11 protein-coding genes and 1 tRNA gene are annotated in these 23,062 nt (G+C 65.5%); 1 reads left to right on the forward strand and 11 read right to left on the reverse strand.

The genetic code is table 11. From position 1 onward, the window contains the following. Positions 1 to 3: 3 nt before the first annotated feature. From M0209_RS04340 to M0209_RS04380, 9 genes are all read right to left on the reverse strand, one after another. Positions 4 to 7,833 carry a hypothetical protein gene (locus M0209_RS04340; protein WP_258887073.1) on the reverse strand — a complete coding sequence of 2,610 codons (7,830 nt, stop codon included), beginning with the start codon at positions 7,831 to 7,833 and terminating at the stop codon, positions 4 to 6. Positions 7,834 to 7,850: 17 nt separating this feature from the next. Next, complete coding sequence (locus M0209_RS04345) at positions 7,851 to 9,623, reverse strand: ShlB/FhaC/HecB family hemolysin secretion/activation protein (protein WP_258887074.1); 1,773 nt, start codon at positions 9,621 to 9,623, stop codon at positions 7,851 to 7,853. Positions 9,624 to 9,743: 120 nt separating this feature from the next. Continuing rightward, positions 9,744 to 10,475 (reverse strand): hypothetical protein, encoded by a 732-nt coding sequence (locus M0209_RS04350; protein WP_258887075.1) that lies wholly within the window; start codon positions 10,473 to 10,475, stop codon positions 9,744 to 9,746. Continuing rightward, complete coding sequence (locus M0209_RS04355; protein WP_258887076.1) at positions 10,462 to 12,468, reverse strand: adenylate/guanylate cyclase domain-containing protein; 2,007 nt, start codon at positions 12,466 to 12,468, stop codon at positions 10,462 to 10,464. Before M0209_RS04355 ends, M0209_RS04350 begins: the two co-directional genes overlap by 14 nt. 2 nt (positions 12,469 to 12,470) lie before the next feature. After that, positions 12,471 to 15,527, reverse strand: a complete 3,057-nt coding sequence (locus M0209_RS04360; protein ID WP_258887077.1) for a CHAT domain-containing protein — start codon at positions 15,525 to 15,527, stop codon at positions 12,471 to 12,473. 170 nt (positions 15,528 to 15,697) lie between these two features. Further along, a tRNA-Cys gene (locus M0209_RS04365) sits at positions 15,698 to 15,771 on the reverse strand. Positions 15,772 to 16,017: 246 nt separating this feature from the next. Further along, the gene (locus tag M0209_RS04370; protein ID WP_258887078.1) at positions 16,018 to 17,364 is read right to left on the reverse strand and encodes a mannitol dehydrogenase family protein; all 1,347 of its coding nucleotides are present in this window, start codon (positions 17,362 to 17,364) and stop codon (positions 16,018 to 16,020) included. A 32-nt stretch (positions 17,365 to 17,396) separates the two neighbouring features. Further along, a complete protein-coding gene (gene uxaC / locus M0209_RS04375; RefSeq protein ID WP_258887079.1) occupies positions 17,397 to 18,797 on the reverse strand; it encodes a glucuronate isomerase in 1,401 nt (466 codons plus the stop codon). Beyond that, positions 18,794 to 19,546: a FadR/GntR family transcriptional regulator gene (locus M0209_RS04380; protein WP_258887080.1), complete on the reverse strand. Its 753-nt coding sequence runs from the start codon at positions 19,544 to 19,546 to the stop codon at positions 18,794 to 18,796. The genes uxaC and M0209_RS04380 overlap by 4 nt, the downstream gene beginning before the upstream one ends. A gap of 86 nt (positions 19,547 to 19,632) precedes the next feature. Between M0209_RS04380 and manD the strand changes: the two genes are divergently transcribed. After that, on the forward strand, positions 19,633 to 20,841 hold the full coding sequence (gene manD, locus M0209_RS04385; RefSeq protein ID WP_258887081.1) for a D-mannonate dehydratase ManD: 1,209 nt from the start codon (positions 19,633 to 19,635) through the stop codon (positions 20,839 to 20,841). Between the two features lie 333 nt (positions 20,842 to 21,174). Here the strand turns inward: manD and M0209_RS04390 are convergent, their stop codons facing one another. Both M0209_RS04390 and M0209_RS04395 read right to left on the reverse strand, forming a co-directional pair. Continuing rightward, positions 21,175 to 22,170, reverse strand: coding sequence for an aldo/keto reductase (locus M0209_RS04390; RefSeq protein ID WP_258887082.1), 996 nt, complete (start codon positions 22,168 to 22,170; stop codon positions 21,175 to 21,177). Between the two features lie 7 nt (positions 22,171 to 22,177). After that, complete coding sequence (locus M0209_RS04395) at positions 22,178 to 23,047, reverse strand: amidohydrolase family protein (RefSeq protein WP_258887083.1); 870 nt, start codon at positions 23,045 to 23,047, stop codon at positions 22,178 to 22,180. Positions 23,048 to 23,062: the final 15 nt, after the last annotated feature.

Below are 23,062 nucleotides of genomic sequence, written 5' to 3' on the forward strand. Positions count from 1 at the left end.
GCTTCACGCCGGGCATTTCTCCTTCGCCGGGTCGCACTTCGGCTTGGTGTCGTCGACCGACCACAGATCGTCGTTGCCCGCGCCCGTCACCGGTTCGTCGATCAGCGGCTCGTCGCCCGGTGTCACATAATCCTTGAGCTGGATCAGCGCGAGCGGCAGCAGGTTGCCGACCGAGCCCTCGCCGAAATCGCCCAGCAGGATGTCTCGGATCGGGTCGTTCGGCACGACGCGGCACCCGCTGCCGCCGGTGATCGTGCAGCCGTTGACGGTCGAGGTGGTGTCGAACAGGCGGGGGGCTGCGGCGAGTTGTTCCGCGGTCAACACGCCGCTCGCCGGAACCTGGAAGATGTCGCTGGCCTGTGCATCGACGCTCCGGATTTTGATCAACGGAATGTCATCGAGACCCGTCACAAACCCGCCAACCGTCGGCGCGCCGAGCGGTGTCGTTGCCCCGACCTGTCGCCCGTTGATCGCGATCCGCACTGGATTGGAGCCGCCCTGAACGATTGTGAACCCGCCCGTACCGACAGTGTAGCCGCGCCGCCCGCTGTAATCGCGGTTCGCCGCTGTCGTTGCCGCGCCGGTATTCTGGATGATCAATGTCGAGTTGAGCAGGGTCGCGCGGATGCCGCCGGCTTGCAGATAACCGCCGTCATCGACCGCGCCATCGTTCTTGCCCGCGCGGTCGCTGATCGCCGACAGGGTCGATGCTGCCCCGAAATCTGCCAGCGCCGCGCTGGACGACGCGACGATATTGCGGCTGGTCAGGTCGAGTGTACCGGCGAGGCCTGCTGTACCGCCCAACGCAATCCGCCCCGCATCGAGTACCTCGATCGCCTCGTCGCCCCGGATCGCGAAGGTCTGGCCGCTGCCCACACCGGTGAAGCCGACCGCGCCGATCATCCGGACCTTGCCCCCGTTGGAGATCGAGAAAGTGCCTTGCGCGCCGAGATTGGTATTGGCGCCGAAGGTGAAGGCGTCGATCACGACATCGGGCGTGCGCGTCGAGTTGAATGCCGTGGACGCGGTGCCGATAACCGGCGCGACAATGGCGATATTGTTCGCAAACAGCCGCCCGGTTTCCGCCGCCGACAGGCTATAGCCTGAGCCGCCGGTGCCACCGATAAAGGTCCGGTTCTGCGTCGAATTGTTGGTCAGCGTCAGTTGCGTCGTCGTGCCGAGCGTGCCGAGCCGCCCGTTCGCGCCGATCACGATGTCGGGCGAGGCGACAGCAACGGTCGCGCCGGTGGCGACCCCGTTGACCGTCGCGACGCCGCCGCTGGCGAGCGTCAGTGCGCCCGATGCAGTCGCAGGACCGACGGTCAGCGCGCCTGCTGTCGTGACATCGGCGTTTCCGGCGGTCGCGGTCAGTTGGTCGAAGGCCAAAGCGCCCGTCGAACGGATCGACACCGACCGCCCGGTCGCCGTGACCGCGCCAGTCGACCGCAAATCGGTCCCGACCGAGATCGCGCCGTTCACGGCCGACAGCACGGTTACGCCGTTGGTGGCCAGTGTCGGCAAGGTTATCCCGGTGTCGCCCTGCACGATGTTGGGCGCACCGCTGGCCGAGGTCACCAAAGTGCCCGTGATCGCCCGCGGCGTCTGCATCTGGAAGGTGCCGCCCGCTGTCACTGTGCCGAAGCCGATATTGCCGCCCGCGCTGACGCCGACGAGCCCGCCCGCCGTCGCGCGGGTGAAAGTGAGGGTGCCGCCGCCCGCGCCGATCAGGATGCGTCCGCCCGCGTCGAGCGTCGTGAGCACATCGTTGCCCGCTTGTCCGCTGACATTTAGATTTCCGCCCGCCCGCAACGCGCCGCTGCTGATCGACCCCGAGGTCTGGGCAATCAATTGGAGATCGCCGCCTGTGCTGGTCGCCGACGCGACGGTCAGGCCGAGATCCCCTAACAGGTTGACCGCGCCGGGCGCATTGACCGCACCCGTCGCCAGCGTTCCCCGGCTGGATGCAGTGACGGTCGCGCCGGTCAGCGTGCCCGTTCGAATGGTGTCTGTCGGATCGAAATTTATATAATTCAGCGCGCCGCCTGCTTGGCCATTGGCCGTGTTTATCGAGCCGCCCTGAATATCGAGCGTCGTCCCCGCCGTGGAATTGCCGCCGGTAATCGGCCCTGAGCTGCGGATGACCGTGCCGAAGCGCGATGTCGTCGATGTAAAGGTGATCGGCTGCGATGCGGCGTACAATATCGTGCCTGCCGAATTGGCGGTGCCGGTCGCAATCCGGTTGAGCTGCAGGTTGATCGTGCTGCCATCGTCTTCGTTGTCTGGCCCCAGTCCGGTCGTCAGCAAATTGCCCGTCGTAATCGCATTGCCCGTGGCGATGATGTCATCCCCGGCGGTCATGTTGCCTGTCGTCATAACGGCTGGCCCGGGGCCGCCGAACAGGCGGATGTCTTCGACGGCCGTGACGCTGCCTGTCGTCAAATTCCCAGTCGCGTTGGCGATCAGGTTCCTTGCGGTGACGGTGCCAAGAGCCAGCGATCCTGCCGCCGTAAGCGTCGCATTGCCGCCTGCCTGCAACGTGCCGAAGTTGAGATTGCGTCCCGCCGTTGTGGTGACAGCGCCAGTGGCCACGACGCTTGTGCCGACCGCGTCATCGCCCGCGTTCAGCGCCACCGTGCTGGCCGAATTGATCGTGTTGAAGATCACGCCCTGTCCGGAGGTGATCGCCACGCTGCCGCCGTTGACGGCCTGCAAGTTTGTTTGCCCGGCATCGATCGTCAGGTCGCGGGTGGCGGCAATCGTCCCCGTCGCCATCGCCATACCGGTGGTCACGATCCGCAGGTCGCGCGGCGCGGTCAGCGCGCCCGCCTGAAGCGATTGCGCGGTCAGGACGATGTCGCGTCCCGCCGTCACCGCGCCGGGGGTCAGCACCGTACCCGCACCTAGAATAACATCGCCGCTGGACTGCACGGTCGCCGCCGTCAGCCCCGTTCCCGCCGCAACATCGACGTCGCCCGCTGTCGCGGTCAGCACACCCCCGGTCAGCGCCCCGGTCGAGCGCAGGAACAGCGATCGGCCGCTGGCCGTGAAAAGGCCGGCCGACTGGAGGTTGGTCGCCACGCTGATTGCGCCATTGGCGGCGCTCAACGTCGTCGTCCCGCCCGATACGATGGTCGGCACGGTAATACCGGTCGCGCCGGTGATCGACACCGGGCCGTTCGTGGCGGTCGCGCTGGTGCCTGTCGCGGCTCCGGCGGCATTAACCGTGAACGATGTGCCCGCCGTTGCCGTGCCGAAGGCGACATTGCCGCCGGTGCTGGCCAGCGCCACCGACCCCGTTGCCTGCGGTGTCGCAATCGTCAGCGCGCCGACGCTCGATACGTCGAGATTGCCCGCGGTCGCGCTGAGCGTGTTGAAGCTCAACGCGCCGAGCGAGCGGAGGAAGATGGATTGTCCGGTTGCCAATGCCGTGCCGCCGGGTTGCAGGTTGGTTGCCACCGTGACCGCGCCATTGACCGCGCTCAGGCTGACGGTACCGCCCGACACGACGGTCGGCATCATCACGCCGGTCGCGCCGTTCAGGGTCAACGGGCCGGTCGTTGCCGTGGCGCTGGTGCCGGCAATCGTTCCCGGCGATGTCACCGCCAGCGACGTTCCTGCCGTCGCCGCCCCCAGGGCGACATTGCCGCCGGTGCTGGCGAGCGTGATCGACCCGCTCGCCTGAGGTGTGACCAGCGACAGCGCGCCTGCCGTCGAGACATCGAGATTGCCTGCCGTCGCAGTCAGCGCGCCGAAAGCCAATGCGCCGGTGCTGCGGATGAAGGCGGAACGCGCGCTCGCGGTGACCAGTCCGGCGGACTGGAGATTGGTGGCAACCGTAATCGCGCCATTGGCCGCCGTCAGTGCGGTCGTGCCGCCCGACACGATTGTCGGGATCGTGACGCCGGTCGTACCGCTGATCGACACCGGTCCCGCCGTGCCCGTTGCGCTGGTGCCCGTCGCGGTTCCGGCGGCATCGACTGTGAACGATGTTCCCGCAGTTGCCGTGCCGAACGCGACATTGCCGCCGCTGCTCGCCAGCGACACCGATCCGGTCGCCTGCGGCGTTGTCACCGACAGTGCGCCGACGGTCGCAACATCGAGGTTCCCGGCGGTGGCGTTGAGATTGCTGAAGGTCAACGCACCGAGCGAGCGGAGGAAGATCGATTGTCCGGTTGCCGTCGCCGTGCCGCCGGGTTGCAGGTTGGATGCGACGGTCACCGCACCGTTGGTCGCGACCAGACCGATGGCGCCGCCTGCCACGACGGTCGGGACTGTGATGCCCGTCGGCCCGACCAGACTCAGCGTTCCCGTGGTTGCGGTGGCGCTGGTCCCCGTAATCTTGGTGCCCGCTGCTGCCAAGGCTCCCCCGGCGACGACGGTGCCAAAAACGGTCGTCCCGCCAGTTCCGTTCAGCAACAAATTTGTCGCCGCATTGGCGTCGCCGCCCGCAATCGCCAGACCCGAAGTCGTGATCGCGGCGCGCGAGAACAAATTGGTGAAGCGCACCGTCCCTGCAGGCGCGGTCAGCGTGATGCCGTTCGGGCGCGTCGCCAGCGCTATACCCGACGTGCCGAGCCGCACATCGCCTGCGGTCGAGCTGAGCAGGACCTGCCCGGTCGCGCTCGTCCCCGCGTCCGCAATGTCGACGCCGGCATTGGCACGAATGTCGATGTTTCCCGCACCGGCAAAGGCGCGCTCGCCGACGATGAACGTGCCCGTCGTCGTGATTTCGGGCGTGTACGAACTCGCCCCCTGATAACCGCGCAGCAGGCCCGTTGTGTCGAGCGTGCGGAAGCGGACGCTATTGGTCGTCGCGAGCAATCCGCTGCCCAATTCGATTCCGCCGGTCGAGATGACCGATGAATCGACTCCTCCCAGCGTGCGCTGACCGACCAGCCTCACCGTGCCGCCGCGCAATGTGACCGACCCGGTGTGAATCTGGTCGCGTCCTGCCTGCAGCTGGACGCTCGGCCCGGTAACGGTGCTTGCCGTTCCTGGCGCGACGCCGGTGTGCCCGACCAATATGTCGTTGCCGTAACCGAACACCCCGGTCGACCCGACGATGCCGCCCGCGGCGCCTGCCGCACTGAGTGTCAGCGTGCCGAGCGTGCCGAGATCGATACCGGTGGTATTTGCGGTCGTGACAATCGGGGCATTGTCCGCCGTCAGCGTGATCGACCCGCTCGCCGCGCCGCTCCCCGACACACCCGCGCGCGCGAAGAGATTGGCAAAGGTCAATGTCTGACCTGCGCCGATATTGGCCACAGTGATCGCCCCTGCAGTCGCGTTGGGCAGGCCCGCCGAGATTTGCCCCGAGGCATCCAGCGTCGTTACACCGGCGGTCAGCGACCCGGCTTGTAACGCTGCTCCGGTTGTGGACCGGACGTTTATCGTCCCGCCGGTGCCACCCAGCGTCGTTCCCGAAAATCCTCTGGCATCGACAGAAAGACCGTCGGGCAGGACAAGCGTACCGCCCAGCGCCAAGACATCGACCGTGCCGCCGGTGCCGAGCGCAGGGGTATTCGTGCTGCCGCCGGTGCCATAGGCCGAAATCGGTGTCACGCCCGCACCAGTGACGACCGTGATGCTGCCGCCGTTGCGCGCGGCCAAGGTCGCGGTGCCGCCGAAGCTCGCGCCTGCGCGATCATTGGGGATGTTGAAATCGCGCGCGAGTGCGTGCGCCCGCATGTCGAGCCTATGCAGCGTCATCGTGCCGCCGTCGGCGTTGACCAGCACTGTTCCGGCACGCTGGCTCGAAGTCGGGGCTCCCAGAACGGTGTCGAGAAAAACAACGCTGGCGGTTACCAGAACCGGTGGCTTGGGCGCGCTGGGCGCTGTCGCGTCCGTCGTTATTGTGCCGCCGTTGGTCGCCGTCAGACGCGCGGTTCCAGCGATTACGGCACCGCCTGCAGCGGGTACTCCGACCCGTGGCCCTGCCTTTACGGCATCGGCGTCGATGCTCATGCCATTGCCGCCGTTGGCTCCGACCGACAAGATGCCCGCACCACTGACATCCACGGCGGCAAGACCGCTACCGGCGGTGGCGCCGGCAGTGCCGCCTGTGCTCGCCCCTGCCTGTCTTTCACGCGATGCCAGAAACAGCGAGTCGGTATTGTATCGACCGCCGGTCACCAAAACGCGCGCGGTGCCGGCCGAAGCCACACCCGCCAGACCCGTGGTGGCATCGCCGCCGGTGGCGGACGCATCGAGGGTCAGTTCGGTCGAGTTCATCGTGCCGCTGTTGATCGTCAGCAAGGCATTGCCGCCAGTGGCGTTGCCGCCGCCGATGCTGGGAAACTGCCCCCCGACACTACCGGTTGCCGAGAGCTGGTTCCCGAACCCGTTCAGGTTGAGCACCGTGGGGGTGGTGCCCGCGTTAAGCGTGATCGACGCGGTGCCGCCAATGCCGTTGCCGCTGAGGATCGGGCCACCGCCGCCAACGCCGTCCGCTGACAGCGACAGCGTGTCGCCGAACGTGACCGTGCCGCCATTGATCGCGATGCTCGATTGCCCGCCCGTGGCATTGCCGCCCGTACCGACCGGGTCGTCCTTGCCGAATGCGGTCGCATTGAGGAAGGTTTGTCCCGCGACCGTCAGCGTCCCGTCGTTGACAGTGATTCCGGTTGCCCCGCCTTGCCCGGGTTGCCCCGAACCCATGAGCAGGTTTCCGCCAACGGTCATCGTCTGCCCGGCATCGATGCGCACTTGGGTGCTGACCGCGCTGGCGAGGCTGACGTTGCTGGTAAATGTCAGCGGTGCACCCCCCGCCGGGGCAGCAACGATATTCGTCGCCTGCGCATTGACCTCAGACCGGAACAGGCCGCTGCCGATGTTCAGATTGGCGGCTGTAGTGCTCGAATTGCCGCCGATGTTGCCGAACACCACGTTCTGACCCGCGGACAGCACGATCGTCCCGTTTTGTACGGTCGCGGTCGCGGCGGGCGTGTAACCGACCGTCCCGCCGACCAGCATCGTGATCGCAGTGTTTTTGGGCATGGCGGCCATGGCGATTGTGCCATTGCCCGCTGGCCCGGTGGTGGTTCCGGTGTGCGTCAACGCATTGGCGACACCCGTACCGGTCAGGAACGAAATGTTGAAAAATCCGCCGTTCAGCTCAAGGTCGACCTGTTCGGCGGCGGCATAGGCAGTCGAGCCGTTGACCGTCGCCGTGCCGCCCATCGTCACTTGGGGGGCGACCACGCCGAAATAGCTGCCCGCGCGCGTCAGATTGATCTGCGCGCCGGGCTGGATAGTGACCGCCGAGGTCGAATTGGACGCTCCCCGGAACCGGATCGCGCCGGTTCCTGAAAACAGCCCACCCGTTGCGTCGATGTCGTTCGCGGTCAGGATCAGATTGCCGACGTTGAAGATCGACGTCGGCCCCGCGATGATGCCGCCCGGCGAGTAGAACCATACCGAACCGCCGCGCTGCGCGGGCAAGCCTGCCACAGGCGTGACCTGACTCGTCACCGTGCCATTGAATGAAATCGGCCGGTTCGTGCTGGGCAGTATGCGGTTGAGGACGACATAATCGGTCAGACCGGGGGCACCATCGAACAGTGCTTCGCGCCCGCTCGGCAGAAAATTGATCGGCAAGGGGGAGGGCGGCAATACGCCCGGCCCGGTTTCGGGATTCCAGTTGATGATCGCTTGCGGCGTACGGACGGTGATCGTGTCCTTGACCGGAGTCCGCGCAATCACGACTTCCGCAGGGTTGAACGTCGCATCGCCCTGCAGCGCGCGATCTGCATAGGTTTGCCCGAACACCGGTGCCGCCAGAAGCCCGAAGGCACAGGTCGCGAGCAACCGGCAGCGGAGCGGCGAAGCGATCATGGGGAACCTCATGGCTTTCATGGCCGGTCGAGCGGGAACAGGCGGGTGGTGAGCGACACCAGCAAGCGGGTATCGCCCCGTGCGGTCTGCAGTCCGGCGGCAGCGAACGGCACCGCGACTCCCGCGTCGAACAGGAACCGGTCGCCAAAGGCGACGCGGACGCCGCCGCCTGCCGATTGCAGCTTTTGCGGATCGCTGAGGCCCGGCAGCGGGTCGTGGTTCCACACCCAGGCCGCATCGACAAAGGCATAGCCCTGAAAGGCAAAACCCTTGCGCGAAGAGGGGATCAGACTGCCCGCGAACACTTCGCCGCGCACGCCGACGCCCGAATCGCCGATCAGCGTGCCGGGATCGAACCCGCGCCCGACCGTGTAGTTGCCCGCCGAGAATTGCTCGTAGCTGAGCAAGGTCGAAGGGGAATATTGTACGCGTGGCGACAGGCTGAACCCGATGATCGGTATCGGCCGGAATTCGAAAGTGGCACCGGCGCGGACGACGAAACCGCTCGGGTCGGCGGTCAGCCGGCTCGGCGGTACCGCGCCGCCCGCCACACAGGCCGCTGCATTGCTCCGGCAGTCCGGGCTCGCGCCCAAGGCGTCGAGTCCGTGGCGCAGCTCCAGCGACGCACCGACGCGCCAGCGCGGTTCGCCGATCGAATAGCCGGTCGTCGATACCACGCTTTTGGGGTCGAAGGCGTCATAGTCGAGCTTCACGAACGGCACGCGCAGCCAGTCGCGGGTAAACGGGATACCGTTGAAACTGCTCGACTGGTTGACGAAATCGATCCCACCGCCGAGGTTCAGATTGAACGTCTGGCGGCGAATGACCGGATAGGTCGCACGCACGGTCGCGACCAGCGTTTCGGACTTGAGCGAAATCCCTGCGCCGAGGGTCGGGCGGGTCAACGCATAGCTGACATCGGCCCCGAGCGTAAGCCCTTCGCCGCCGACGCGGATCTCCTGACCGACCTGCACGACCTGTTGCTCGCGGAAATCATGGGTGCTGAACACGCCGAGCGTCGTGCGGTCGCCGAGGCCGAAAATGCCGTTAAACCGCGCCTGCAAGATGCCGCCGCCGCGCCCGACCTCCTGCGATCCGTAGTTCTGGACCGCGAAATCGACTTCGACCGGCGTGCGGACGACCTGCACTTCGCCGATGACTTCGCCCGGCACCGTGCCTGCGGGCCGCAATGTCAGGCGGATGTCGTAACCGGGCAGGTCGCGCGCGAGCAGCAAATAGCGCTCGGCAAAGCGGATGTTGAAGACGGGTTGATCCTGCAGCGCCTTCAGATAGCGGCCGATGATCCCTTCGGACTTGCCCGCCGCCCCCCGCACCTGGAACCCGGCGAGCTTTGCCAGCAGCACGTCGAAATTGACGACACCGCCCTCGATGCGCTGCGGCGGCACCTGGACGGCGGCGAGATAGCCCGCCTGACGCAGGGTCGTCGCGGCCCGGTCGCGGATTTCGCAAACGGTCGCAATCGGGACTTTCTGTCCGGCATAACCGCTCCAGCTGCCGCGTAACGTATCTGCCGAAATCGTGCCCAGACCCGAGAAGCGCACCTCGCGCAAATCGACCGTGATGTCCTTGTAGGCGGCATCGGCGAGCGGGCAGGGTGCGCGCTCGACTTCACCGTCGATGGCCAGGCGGTTGTTCGACGGCACGCGCGGCAACACCGGCGCGCGTTCGATCTCTTCGCGCGTCGGCTGGCCGGCCACGCCCTGCGCGCCCGCAACCGACGGCAGCATCGCCGCGCCTATCAACACTATGCCGAACACCACCCGTCGCATGGCTTCCCCTTGCCACTCGGTACCTTGTACCCGGACCGGCTGCCCGATTGGCAGTCCGTTCCCCGATGCAACCTTGAGGGCGGAAGGGCTATCAGCCCGCCGCGAGCGCGGCAAGGCGTGTCAGCCGCTGTTTACCGCGGTTTTTCCCGCCTCGACCAGCGCGTCGAGCTGCGCGGTGCAGCCCTTTCCGATCAGCGCCCCCGCCACCGCATCGGGTGCATCGCTGGCAGCGGCGAACGCCGCGAGACGGATCGTGGTAGGTGTGGCCAGCCCGGGGCCGGAAATGCGGTATTCGCCGTCTGCCATGAGCGGCATATCGGCAGCAGGCCAGGTCTTCACCGCCTGTCCCGCCGAAAAGGCGAGCGGTACCGATTTGCCCATATGGCTGAGCGTCATCACCACCGGTTTGGTCATGTCGGCGCGCCACAAAGTCGCGGTGGCCATGTCTTTCAGGCAGACCGTCCCGCTTTTGGACAGGTCGATATACCAAAGGCTCGCGACACGGGGCGCACCGATGTTTGTCCCACGCACTGCCCCGGTGCGGACCTGCCGCGTCCCCGAATTGCCGATCAGCGCCGTGAAGGCCGACGCGGTCGCCGCACCGCGCACATTGCTGCCGATGTCGAAATTGCCCGCACCCGCCAGCGTCCGCGTGCCCTTGGCATCGAGCAGCACCAGCGTATCGCCCGCCTTCAGCGCGACGCGCGATCCGTCGGACAGCGATTTGCCGACTGGATAAGCCTTGGCCGAAGGCCCGCTCGACCGGATGACGATGGTTCCCGCGAGCGCCGCCGACGCAGCGCCCAGCGCCAGCGCGGATGCGGAAATCTTGGTGACCCTAATCCAGGACAAAATACCCTCCCTCGGTTCGGTTGCCCAGTCGATACACCAAGTTACGCATCGCTGCATCATTCGGATGCAAGTCGGCAAAGGCGCGGACTTCGAGGATGGCTGCCTGGTCCCCCCGCTGTGCGCGCGCAATCGAGTCTGCCAGAGTCGCCAGCGTTGCGGCATCGGCCGTCGACGGCTCGACGATATCGACCGGCGTTGCCCGTCCGCGCAATTCGACGGTCCCCAGCGCGCGGAACCCCGACAGGCCCGACCGTTCGGCGGCATCGCGGCTGATCAGCACCGACGTGCCCAACTGCTTGTTCGCGCCCTCCAGCCGCGCCGCCGTGTTCATCGCATCGCCCAGGGCGGTGTACTGGATGCGGCCTTCGCCCCCGAAATTGCCGACGATGACCTCACCGAAATGCAGCCCGACGCGCGTCCGACCGATGGCCGGGACGCCGTCGGGCACGGTCTTGCGGAACGTCTCGCCGGCTGCATGCATCGCGATGGCAGCCTTGACCGCGCGCGCGCCGTCGTCGGGCCGTGCGATCGGTGCGCCCCAGAAGGCGACCACCGCATCGCCGACGAATTTGTCGATCGTGCCGCCATGCGCCAGCACCACCTCGCTCAGCGTTTCGAGATAGCGGTTGAGCAGCGAGGCGACGACATCGGGGTCGATGGCGTGGCTCAGCTTGGTAAAGCCCTCCAGATCGCTGAACACGATGAACAATTCGCGCTTCTCGCCCTTTAGCGACAGCCCCTCGGGGTCGCGCAAAATCTGCGCGGCAATGTCGCGCGGCAGGTATTTGCCGAGTGCCGACTGGGCGAAGCGGCGCTGCTCGGCACTGATAGCGCGCACCGCCGTGCCCATGGCGAGAAATGCCACGATCCACCCGCTGCCCCAGCCGAAGACCGGCAGCCCATAGGTGTCGATCATCTGCTGGTGGAGATAGAAGGGGAGCGCCCCGATCAGCCCCAGCTGCGCGAAGAGGAGCAGGAGAAGCGAGAACGGTCTTAACGAACCGAGCGCCGTGACGGCGCCTGCTATGGCCGCAACGATAGCGGCGGCCCACAGCACCCAGTCCGGCACTGCGCGATAGGTGCGTCCGTCAAGCTGCTGGGCCAGCATCTGGGCGAAGGCATCGACCCCCCACATCGGCTCGCGGGTGATGCGCGTGATCGGGGTGGCAAACAGGTCGATATCCTGGATATGTCCGCCGATCAGGACATATTTCCCCGCGATCTGGTCGCGGAACAGCGCCGATGCCTCGGGGCTGGCGGCGAGGGCGTCGTCCGCCAGGACATGGATCGGAATGGCGTTGAACAACGGACGGTCTTCGGTCGTCGCCCGACGCCATGCCACGCTTTGTCCCAGATGCGCGCTGCTGGTCGGCACGCTCGCGCTCGCCTGCGGCAACAAGGGAGGAAGGCTGGCTTCGCGCTGGGGCCAGCGGCGCAGCACGTTTCCGCTGTCGGACTCCAGCCGGATGCTCGCCGGCCCGACATTTCCCGGTTTCAACCGGCCGATGAACCCCTCGAGAAATTGTTGCTGCTCATAGGTAATCTTGGCCCCGTTTGTGTCGTTCGACGCATAGGCAAGCCAGGTCGGCGTCCGCATCGACCGGAAGGCCTCTACGAGAACCGGATCCTCGGGTTGCGGCTGGTCGACGAGCACGTCGATCCCGATCGACTTTGCCCCCATTGTGTCGATGCGCCGCAGCGCCTTGGCGAGTACAGTGCGATCGACCGGCGACCGCTTGCCCGTGAGGCTGAGCGTGTCGTCGTCGTACGCGACGATCACGATGCGGGGATCGGTTTCCACCCGGAGCGTCGTCAGTGCACTACGCAGGTCATAAAGGGCCGCCTCGGCATCCTGCGCGAACACGATTTGCCAGCTGAACCGTGCCAGCAGGACCGCCAGCACCAGCATCACCAGTGTCGCGGCGAGACGCAGCTTCCCCAACTGGCGCAGGACAAAGCCTGCGCGACGTGCAACGCCGCTCCAGCCGTGCATGCTCAGCGCGCGGACAACAGCCGCTGGGCACCGTCCCCGACGACCGCAAAGCCCGCCCAGTAATAGGGGTGAGAGGTCGCCGCTTCGTCCATCAGCGTCGCCTGCGCGCCCATCAGCGCCTCACCGACACTGGCGGTGCTACCGCCCTTGAACAGCCCTGAAATCAGGCGTTCGGTGGCGTTGAAATCGTCGGGCGCGGGCCAGTGACTGGCGAGCACCGAGCGCCCGCCTGCACCGATAAACGCGCGGACCAACCCGTCGAGCGCATTGCCGCCGCCGCTGGTGATCCCGGCCGCGCGAGTCGCCGCCACCGTCGCCGTGCCTGCCGTGTCGCACGCCGACAGGATGACGAGGTCCGCATCGATCTTGAGCGCATAGATCTCGCCGAAATCGAGCAGGCCGTCCGATGCGCTGGGTGCGAACGAGGTCAGCAGGGCAGGGCGCGCGGGGCATTCGGGGCGCGGTGCGGTGACCAGTCCGTGGGTCGCGAAATGCAGGATGCGGTAGTTGGCGAGGTCGGCGCGTGCCTTTACCGCGCTATCGGTGAAATCGGCACCGGTCACGATCTGGCTACCGCCGGTCGCGGCGGCTGCCGTCCGCAACTCAGCCGCGGAGACCGGCTTGCTCCATTCGGCAACCGGCCAGTTGCAATCGACGGCACCTGCACCGCCCAGCGAGCGTGTTGCCGACGCCTGAATCAGGCCCGCCACCGGCGCATTCTGGCCGAAGCCGAGGTATTGGGCGGTGGCTGCCGATTGCGGCAAAGCGCGCACATCGCGGAACGCGCGCGCGGCCACGGCGGTGCTGACCATTGTCGTGCGCCCCAGCCATTTGGTGCCGGTGAAATCGAACTGGTCGGCATTGGCATCGGCCGTGCGCGCCTTGTATTGCGCCACGCTCGCCGCATCGGTGACCAGCAGGTCGAGCGGCAGCCGCAGCATCGCGCCGTCGGGCTCGAAAATCAGGTGCTTCACATTCGGCAGCTGAGCCGCCGTCGGCCCCGCCAGCGCGACATACAGGTCGTGCGCGGCGGCCACGTCGAAGGGATAGGTATTGAGCTGGCCGTTCTCGTTGGTGACGATGGTTTCGCGTAACGACGTTACCGCGACATCGAGCTGGTCGGGCGACAGCGCGACCCGCCATGCCTGGGCGCCTTCGGGTCGCGCCAAAATGGCAAACACGCCCCGTCCGGCGACGGTCAGTTTCAGATAGGCCTCGCCCGGCTTGAGCGTGGATTTCAGCTCGCCAAGCGTCAGCGCATTCGGCGTCAGCGCGCGATATTGCGGGAATGCCGCAAGTTCGCTCTGCGTTGCAATCTGCTCGGTCGCATACTGCGCTAGGTCGGCGTTCAGCGCGGCAATGGCCTGACGGATGTCGGCGCTCTGCTGGGGCGCGGCCACAAGGTTGGCGAGTTCGATCCGGGTCCGTTCGATATCGCGTTCCAGCGTGCGTGCCTGTCGGAACAGGCGCGATCCGGGCCCCGCACCTTCGCTCAATTCGCGCGCGAGAATGGCTTGCGTGTCGGCAACGCCGGGCCTGACCAGCGTCTGTGTTGCCAGAAAGAAATCGTCGGCCAGCGCCGGATCGGCAGGCATCCCGTCGACCAGCAGCGCAAAATAGGGACTGAGCAGATTGCCGAGGCCGGTCACCGACGACCGTGTCTCTGCCGCCGACTGCACAACGGCACGGAACTCGGTCATCGCCGCTGCCGACTGGCCGTGTCGCGCCAGATAGGCCGCGAGCCGTGCCCGCGCGCCATTGACCGCAATGGTCTGCGGATAGCGCGTTTCGAGCAGCGCCAGCGCTGCGCGCAGCCGCGCCTCGCCGCCCGCCACATCGCCCATGTCTTCGAGCGCAAGCCCGGTCTCGGCCAGCACCTGTGCGCGCAGCCGTACGATCGACAGGACGCGTCCCTGCCGTACCGCCACGGCCTGCGCGCCCGCCGCCTCCAGCGCCGTGCGCGCCTCGGCAGGCTTGCCGGTCAGACGCAGCAGGGTACCCTTGATCTGCAAGGCCTGGGCGTCGATGATTTCGGCCCGCTCGTCGGCGGTGAGCGACGTCGACTCGGTCGCGCCCAGCCGTTTGGCAACGGGCACGCCGCTGTTGATTTCGGCGGCAATCGCCGCGCCGATCTCGACGCCGCCGGCTGTCGCGACCGCATTTTCGAGCGGCACGACCGGCTGGTCGAGCCGGACCAGTGCCTCACTGTACCGCTGCTGGTTGAGCAGATGCAGCGCTTCGAAATTGCGCCGCAGCCGGGTTTGCACCCGGTCGGTCGTCGGTACGGCACGCGCCTCGGCAAACAGGGCATCGGCTTCGGCAAAATCGCCGAGGTTCGACCGCTGCAGCGCCTGGTTGATGCGGTATTCGCCGCTGCGGTCGGTTTTGCCCGACCCGTCGGCGACGCGCTGTTGCAGCGTATCGAAGAACTCGGCTGCCTCGGCATAATCGCCGCTGTTGTTGCGCCGATACCCCTCGGCCAGCGCTTGGTCGGGGTCGAGCGTCCCCGCCTGCACGCGCGCAAAGGCAACGGGATCGTCGACCGACGTCGTCGCGACCGTCACCTTGCCGGGCACGATCCGGTCGGTGACGACCGTCCGCAGCGCCAGCTTCAATGCCGAGTCATAACCCGCCAGCCCCTCGGCGATCCACGTCACATTGCCCCGCCGCAACGTGTAAACCTTGTAACCTACGCTCGCCGCCTTCAGTCGGCACTGGCCGACGGCGAGCGAACCGAGGTCGTCGACACTTTCGCGCTCGCTGCCGCTGCACGTCGCGGTATCGGCACGCGCTGCCACGGCACGCGCTTCGGCTTCGCGTCCCCGCAAGGCGCGCACCGTCCCGATGGGCTTGGCGGCATCGCGGCAGACGATGGCCCAGCTGCGGTCGAACATCGTCGCCAGCGCGGCATCGCGCGACCGGGTCTGGACGCGGCACAGGACGCCGCCGCCCGACCCGAGCCGGAAACTGTCGGACAGGCCGGGTGCAGCAGCCTCAGCCGGATGCGCGACCGTAACCAGCGCCGCAAAGCCCAGCACGATGCCAATTGTCGAACGCATTCCCCGCACGTCGAAACCTCCCGTCCGCTGCCTTTTACGGCACTGGGGGCGACCGGGTATCCCGTGTCGTCCGATAGACTGTCTGCGCGCCCCGACCGGGTTTGACCAGCCTAGCCCAGCGGGCAGGGCTTGTCATCCTGTGCCAAGATACGACGGTCGCGGGAAAAAGATGGAGGCCCGACCGGGAATCGAACCCGGGTGCGAGGATTTGCAGTCCTCTACGTCACCACTCCGCCATCGGGCCATCCGATTGAACTTGATGCTTTTTCTCGATTAAAAACCGAAAAGTTCGCAGGAGAGTTCGCAGTCGCGGACCGCCCCCATATTCGGCGGTCTCAACCTTGGCAATGGTGGCCGATGTCGGCGCTCAAACACGCCTGCCACTGCGGGCTGCAAGGATTTGGATGCGGCGAACCGCAAACCCGGGGCAAGCAAGCTATCGGTTGCTTGCGGACGTAATACTGGTCAGGCCAATATTGCAAGCGGTCGGCTATGTACTGACCAATTCGAGAAGACGGTCGCAATCGGCAATCGATGGCTGCCACGGCGATCCAAGCGGGCCGGACTTTTCGAACAGCCTGGCAATCGAGCGCGCTGTGCCATCGACGCACAGCGGCTGGAGAGCGTCGGCCAGCGGGTCGTCGACTCGGCCCCAGCGCCGGTTCCTGCCCGCAAGATGGTCGATCCAGGCCGCGACGGCCTCCAGGATCGCCGGGCAGCAACTGGCGCGCTCTTGATGCCAGGCCAGGGTGTCGAGCCAGCGTTGCGGCACTTTCTGGCTGCCATCCATGGCGATCTGGATCAGCCGGTGGTTCAGCGCGGGATTGGCGAAACGGTCGATCAATTGGTCGGCGTATGCCGTCAAATCCTGACCCGGCGCCGCATCGATCGTCGGGGCCGCTTCGGTCCTCATGATCGTGCCCACCGTCGCGCGCAGGCGAGCGTCGGCGATCGCTTCGTGCACGAAATCATATCCGGCCTTTAGGCCGAGATAGGCAAGCGCTGAGTGCGCGCCGTTGAGCATTCGGAGCTTGGCGGTCTCATAGGGTGCCACATCATCGACAAACGTCGCGTCTGCGACCTCCCAGCGCGGACGACCTTCGGCGAATTGGTCCTCGATGACCCATTGGCTGAACGGTTCGGTGACGACATGTGCGGCATCGTGCAGTCCACCGAGCGCGAGCCGTGCGGCGTCAAGGTCGGCGGGCGTTGTGGCGGGCACGATACGATCGACCATCGACGACGGAAAGGTGCAGTTTGCCCGCACCCAGTCCGCAAGCGCCGGGTCGTGCTGCGCGAGATACTGGCCGAGCAGCGCCTGCAACTGCGCGCCGTTGTTCGCGAGATTGTCGCACGACAGCAAGGTCAGGCCTGACAAGCCCCGCGCCCGCCGCAACGCGAGCCCGTCCCGCATGTAACGATAGACGCTGGTGCCTGTCGCGACCTCCGCGTCGAGCCGACCGTCGCGGCCGCGGCAATAGCCCTTCTCCGTGATTGTGAAGCTCACGATGCGCGTCGAGGGCGCGGCGACCGCTTCCGCCACGTCCGAGGGATTATCGGCAGCGACCAGAACGGTCTGCACGGCACCGATCAGCCTGGTCGCGACCCCGTCGCTCGAACGCGCCGCCACCGTATACAGCCCGTCTTGCGGGTTCATCTGCTCGGCCACATTGGCCGACCGGAGCGACACGCCGACGATACCCCAGTCGACATCCCCCGCATTCATCGCAGCGTCGGTGTAGACCGCCTGATGCGCGCGGTGGAACGCGCCGATGCCGAAGTGGACGATCCCTGCCGCCTGCGCGGCACGGTCGTAGGTCGGCCGTCCGACCGTCATCGGAACGACGTCGAGCGTGGCACCGCACAGTCTCAAAGCTTGTAGGCCGCTTTGGCCAGATTGTAGCTGAGGTCGACCGCAAGCTCGGCGGCTTCCCACTCCCCCAGCCGATGTTCGGCCACCAGCCGGGCGAGGAAGCCGCAATCGACACGACGCGCCACGTCGTGCCGCGCGGGGATCGAGAGGAAGGCGCGGGTATCGTCGTTGAAGCCTACCGTGTTGTAGAAACCGGCCGTCTCGGTCATGTTTTCGCGGAAGCGGCGCATGCCTTCGGGGCTGTCGTGAAACCACCATGCTGGGCCGAGTTTCAGCGCGGGATAATGGCCCGCGAGCGGCGCGAGTTCACGTGCATAAGCCGTTTCGTCGAGTGTAAAGACGATAATCGTCATGTCGGCGCGGTTGCCGTATTTGGCGAGCAGCGGGCGCAGCGCCTCGACATATTCGGTCCGCATCGGGATGTCGGCACCCTTGTCACGCCCGAAGCGCGCAAACACCGCCGGATTGTGGTTGCGGAAACTGCCGGGGTGGATTTGCATGACGAGGCCGTCATCGGCGCTCATCCCCGCCATCTCGGTGAGCATCTGTGCGCGGAACAACTCGGCATCTTCCGGGGTGACCGACCCGCTGGTAACCCGCTTGAATAATCGTTCGGCGTCCCCGGCTCCCAAGTCCGCCGTGCGTGCCGTCGGATGGCCGTGATCGGTAGAAGTTGCGCCCATCGCCTTGAAGAAGGCGCGACGTTTGCGGTGCGCCGCGAGATAGCCGGACCAGGCCAGGCAATCCTCGCCTGTAAGATCGGACAGGATCTTCAGGTTTTCTCCAAAGCCCTCGAATTCGGGGTCGACGACCGGATCGGGACGATAGGCAGTGATCACGCGGCCGCTCCACCCGCTGTCGCGGATCGCCTTATGGTGGCGCAAATCCTCGAGGGGATTCTCGGTCGTCGCGATCACTTCGATGTTGAAGCGTTCGAACAAGGCGCGGGGACGATATGCGTCGGTGGCGAGCAATTCGGTAATCGTGTCATAATAGCGGTCTGCAGTTGCTGCGCTCAATTGCAGGTCGATCCCGAACCCTTCGGCGAAAACCCAATCGAGCCACATTCGCGACGGCGTCCCGCGGAACAGATGGTATCGCTCGGCGAACAGCCGCCAGCTTTGCCGTGGGTCGGCGTCCGGGTTGCCGATGCCAAGTGCTTCGAGTGCAACGCCCTGCGAATAGAGCATGCGGAAGACATAATGATCGGGATGCAGCAGCAACTCGGCCGCATTGCCGAACGGTGCGTCGGTCGCCCACCATTCCGGATCGGTATGGCCGTGCGGCGAGATGATCGGCAATCCGGAAACTTCGCGATACAGCCGCCTTGCGATTGTCCGCACATCGTCGTCCGCCGGAAACAGCCGGTCGGGGTGGAGCGTCAGCGGCCGGCTCATGCCGCAGCCTGACTGTACCGCTGCCGCTTGACCGCAACGGCGCGACGCGCGTCTTCGATTGCCTGTTCCTCAGTGGCGAACAGCAGCGAATCGAGCACCGCGCTCAAATGGGTCCGCATCGCGCTTCTTGCCGCCGCCGGATCGCGCGCGCGCAAGGCGTCGAGAATGGCGCTGTGCTCGTCGACCACAGGCTTGATATTCGCGGTACGCGCGAGCGCGTGCAGCTGCGCACAGGCCGGAGAGGTGCGCCGTAGCTCCCACAAACCTTCGATCGTCCGATACACGGCGGCGTTCCGCGTCGCGCGCGCAATCGCGAGATGAAAACCACGGTCGGCGTCCTCGGATCCTGCTTTTTCCAAATTCTCGATTGCAATGCGTTCGACCAGCGCATCGAGCTCGGCCAGCTCCTCTTCGGTGATCTGGCTTGCCGCGAGCGCGGCGGCCTCGCCCTCGAACAGCAATCGTGCTTCGGTCAGTTCGAATCCGCTGATGTCGAAGCCAGGGTGATCGTCTTTGCCGGGCACGCGCTTCACATAGGCTCCCGAGCCGATGCGAACCTCGACGAGGTTCTGGACTTCGAGCGCGATGATCGCTTCGCGCACCGTCGGTCGACTGACCGCATATTCTATGGCCAGTTCGCGCTCAGCGGGAAGGCGCGCGCCAACCGGATATCTTCCGCTCGCCAGCTCACTCATCAGCTTGCGCACGAGCTCCTGATAAAGCCGATCCTGTGTCCTTACACGCTCCATATGCTTCCTTGCATTTGGCCTGACCAATTACTAGACGCTGGCAGTCCCTTGAGCCAACGTCAAGCCAATCGAGAGGTTCTGCGTTCATGAAGATCACAGCTGCCCGTGTTATTGTTACGTGCCCCGGGCGCAATTTCCTGACGCTCAAAATCGAGACCGATCAGGGCGTTTACGGCATCGGTGACGCGACCCTCAACGGTCGCGAGCTTTCGGTGGTTTCCTATCTTGAGGACCATGTCGTTCCGTGCCTGATCGGCATGGACCCGCGCCGGATCGAGGATGTCTGGCAGTATCTTTATCGCGGAGCCTATTGGCGACGCGGGCCGGTGACGATGCGGGCGATTGCCGCCGTCGATGTTGCGCTCTGGGACATCAAGGCCAAGATGGCGGGGATGCCGCTGTACCAGTTGCTCGGCGGCCGCAGCCGCGACGGGGTGATGGTCTACGGCCACGCCAATGGCAGCGACATCGGCGAGACGGTCGAGGCCGTCGGCCAGTATATCGACATGGGGTATAAGGCGATCCGCGCGCAGACGGGGGTGCCGGGGATCAAGGATGCGTACGGCGTCGGTCGCGGCAAGCTGTTCTACGAACCGGCGGATGCTGCGTTGCCGAGCGTGACCGGATGGGACACCCGCAAAGCGCTCAATACGGTACCGAAACTGTTCGAGAAGCTGCGCCAAACCTATGGTTTCGACCATCATCTGCTCCACGACGGCCACCACCGCTACACGCCGCAAGAGGCCGCCAGTCTGGGCAAGATGCTCGAACCGAGCCAGCTGTTCTGGCTTGAGGACTGCACGCCCGCCGAAAATCAGGAGGCGTTCAAGCTGGTTCGCCACCACACCACCACGCCGCTCGCGGTGGGTGAGATTTTCAACACGATCTGGGACTGCAAGGACCTGATCCAGAACCAGCTGATCGACTATATCCGCTGCACCATCGTGGGGGCGGGCGGGGTGACGCACCTACGCCGGATTGCCGATTTCGCGGCGCTCTATCAGGTTCGCACCGGCTGCCACGGCGCGACCGACCTGTCGCCCGTGACAATGGGGACCGCGCTCCATTTCGACACCTGGGTGCCGAATTTCGGCGTCCAGGAATATATGCGCCACAGCGAGGAAACCGACGCCGTCTTCCCGCACGATTACCGGTTCGAGGCAGGGGCACTGTTCGTCGGCGATACGCCGGGCCACGGCGTGGACATCGACGAGAAACTGGCTGCGAAATATCCCTATAAGCCCGCCTATCTCCCGGTCGCGCGTCTGGAGGATGGCACGATGTGGAATTGGTGAGTCCGCCAGATGCTGTGGCGTGTGCCCTGTCGCTGATCGCCCATGCCTAGGCAAAGCGAAGCATCAGAGTCTTATACCGAGCGTGACGAGGCTGATGATCCGCCAGCGCAACTTGCCTGCATCTATTTCGGCAGAGTTCCTCGCGCGCGCGTATGTCGATGCTGCTACCTGACAGTTATTGGTAAGGCCAGTGTCGACTATGGTCGGACGTGTCAATGACGCCCAATTTTTAAAGCGATCCCAGCAACGGAAACTTCGCCACCGATCAACGATGCAATACCCCCCTTAATCGACCCTCTCCTGTGTGGAACAGCGCCTGCCGGGTAAGCTCTTTCAGGCAAATTCCTCGGTATCGATTGCGGCCTGTGCGGCTGCCGGATAGCGCGGACCGGCTACGGTCGTCTGGTTGATGAGCGCATCGATCCGGGTGATCGTCGCGGCATCGGGCCGCCAGTCGCCGCGCGCGATGTTCTCCTCGAGGTGGGCGATATTCGCTGTGCCCGGGATGGCGACGATGTGGTCCCCCTTTGCCAATACCCACCCGAGCGCGAGTTGCGCCGGGGTAACGCCGACTCCGGTTGCGACCGCACCAAACGCGTCGATCTGCGCAAGGTTGTTTGTCCAGTTCTCGCCCTTGAACCGTGGCCAGTGCCGCCGCAAGTCGCCTTCGGGCAGCGCCGCGGGATCGCGCAACGTGCCGGGGAGCGATCCGCGGCCCACCGGCGAAAAGGCGACGAAGGTCGTGCCGAGTTCTTTGCACGCATCGAGCACCGCAATCTCGGGATTGCGGGTCTGCGGCGAATATTCGGTTTGCATCGCCGCAATCGGGTGAACCGCGTGGGCTTTTCGCAATGTTTCCGCCGACATTTCGGACAGGCCGATGCTCCCGATCTTGCCGCTTTCCACCGCACGGGCGAGTTCGCCGACCGAGTCCTCGATGGGCGTGTCGAAATCGCGGCGGTGCAAATAATAGAGGTCGATATGGTCGGTCTGGAGCAGCCGCAGGCTTTCCTCGAGCGCGCTCCGGATCGTCGCGGGCTTGCAGTCGATCCGCCGGTCCTTGCCCTCGACGATGATCCCGGTTTTCGACGCGAGGAAGAATTCGTTGCGCCGCCCTTTGAGCGTCTCGCCGATCAGCGCCTCGTTCTTGCCCTCGCCATAGATGCGCGCGGTGTCGAGATGGTTGTAGCCAAGGTCGAGCGCGCGGTGGAGCAGCTTGGCGCCGTCCTCGGGCAAGGGCGGAATGCCATAAGCCCAGCTGAGCGACATGCAGCCAAGGCCGATGGGGTTGACCGGATGGCCGTTGATCGTGCGCGTCAATACTCTCACTCCACTCTCAGGACAGGCCGAGCAGCCGCGCGGCATTGTCCTTCATGATCCCGGGCATGACCTCGTCGCGGAAGCCGACGTCCGCCGCCGCTTCGATCCATTTTTGCGGATGGATCAAGGGGAAATCGCTGCCGAACAGCATCTTATGCTTCAGTTGGGTGTTGGCGTACTGGACGACCTGCTTCGGAAAATATTTCGGCGACCAGCCCGACAGGTCGATAAACACATTGTCCTTGTGCAATGCCATCGACAGGCTCTCGTCGACCCATGGCCAGCTCGGGTGCGCTAGGACGATCTTCATGTCGGGAAAGTCGACCGCGACATCGTCGACCAGCATCGGCTGACCCCATTTCAGCCGCACGCCACCGCCGCCGCGCATCCCCGTGCCCATGCCCGAATGGCCGGTGTGAAAAATCGCGGGCAGCTTGTGCTCGGCGATGACCTCGTAGATCGGATAGGCCATGCGGTCGGCGGGATGCGCGTCCTGCATGATGCCGTGGAACTTGAACCCGCGCACCCCGTGGTTCTCGACGAGGTCGCGGGCTTCGCGCGCACCCAGTTTGCCCTTGTGCGGATCGATCGAGGCGAACGGGATGCAGATGTCGCTGTTCGCCGCTGCATAATCGGCAATTTCGTAATTGCTGACGCGTTTCGCGCCGATGCCGCTCTCGGCGTCGACGGTGAACAGGCAAAAGGCGATCTGTTGCGCGCGGTAGATCTCGATGATCTCGGGAATTTTCGGGCGTTCGCGCGGGGCCTTGAAATAAGCGCTGGCCGCGTCGAAGAATTTGCCCATCACCGGGTCTTCGGGGTCGTGGCACGACACTTCGGCATGCACATGGACGTCGATGGCGGTGATTTTCGACAGGTCGATCATATCGGCCAACTTAAC

The sequence above is a fragment of the Sphingomonas sp. SUN039 genome, from assembly GCF_024758725.1.
Lineage (GTDB): Bacteria > Pseudomonadota > Alphaproteobacteria > Sphingomonadales > Sphingomonadaceae > Sphingomonas_O.

Excerpts from the sequence above, each read along its gene's own strand:
- M0209_RS04340 (WP_258887073.1), bottom strand. The coding sequence starts at position 7,833 with ATGATCGCTTCGCCGCTCCGCTGCCGGTTGCTCGCGACCTGTGCCTTC.
- M0209_RS04345 (WP_258887074.1), bottom strand. The coding sequence starts at position 9,623 with ATGCGACGGGTGGTGTTCGGCATAGTGTTGATAGGCGCGGCGATGCTG.
- M0209_RS04355 (WP_258887076.1), bottom strand. The coding sequence starts at position 12,468 with ATGCACGGCTGGAGCGGCGTTGCACGTCGCGCAGGCTTTGTCCTGCGC.
- M0209_RS04360 (WP_258887077.1), bottom strand. The coding sequence starts at position 15,527 with ATGCGTTCGACAATTGGCATCGTGCTGGGCTTTGCGGCGCTGGTTACG.
- M0209_RS04370 (WP_258887078.1), bottom strand. The coding sequence starts at position 17,364 with ATGACGGTCGGACGGCCGACCTACGACCGTGCCGCGCAGGCGGCAGGG.
- uxaC (WP_258887079.1), bottom strand. The coding sequence starts at position 18,797 with ATGAGCCGGCCGCTGACGCTCCACCCCGACCGGCTGTTTCCGGCGGAC.
- M0209_RS04380 (WP_258887080.1), bottom strand. The coding sequence starts at position 19,546 with ATGGAGCGTGTAAGGACACAGGATCGGCTTTATCAGGAGCTCGTGCGC.
- manD (WP_258887081.1), top strand. The coding sequence starts at position 19,633 with ATGAAGATCACAGCTGCCCGTGTTATTGTTACGTGCCCCGGGCGCAAT.
- M0209_RS04395 (WP_258887083.1), bottom strand. The coding sequence starts at position 23,047 with ATGATCGACCTGTCGAAAATCACCGCCATCGACGTCCATGTGCATGCC.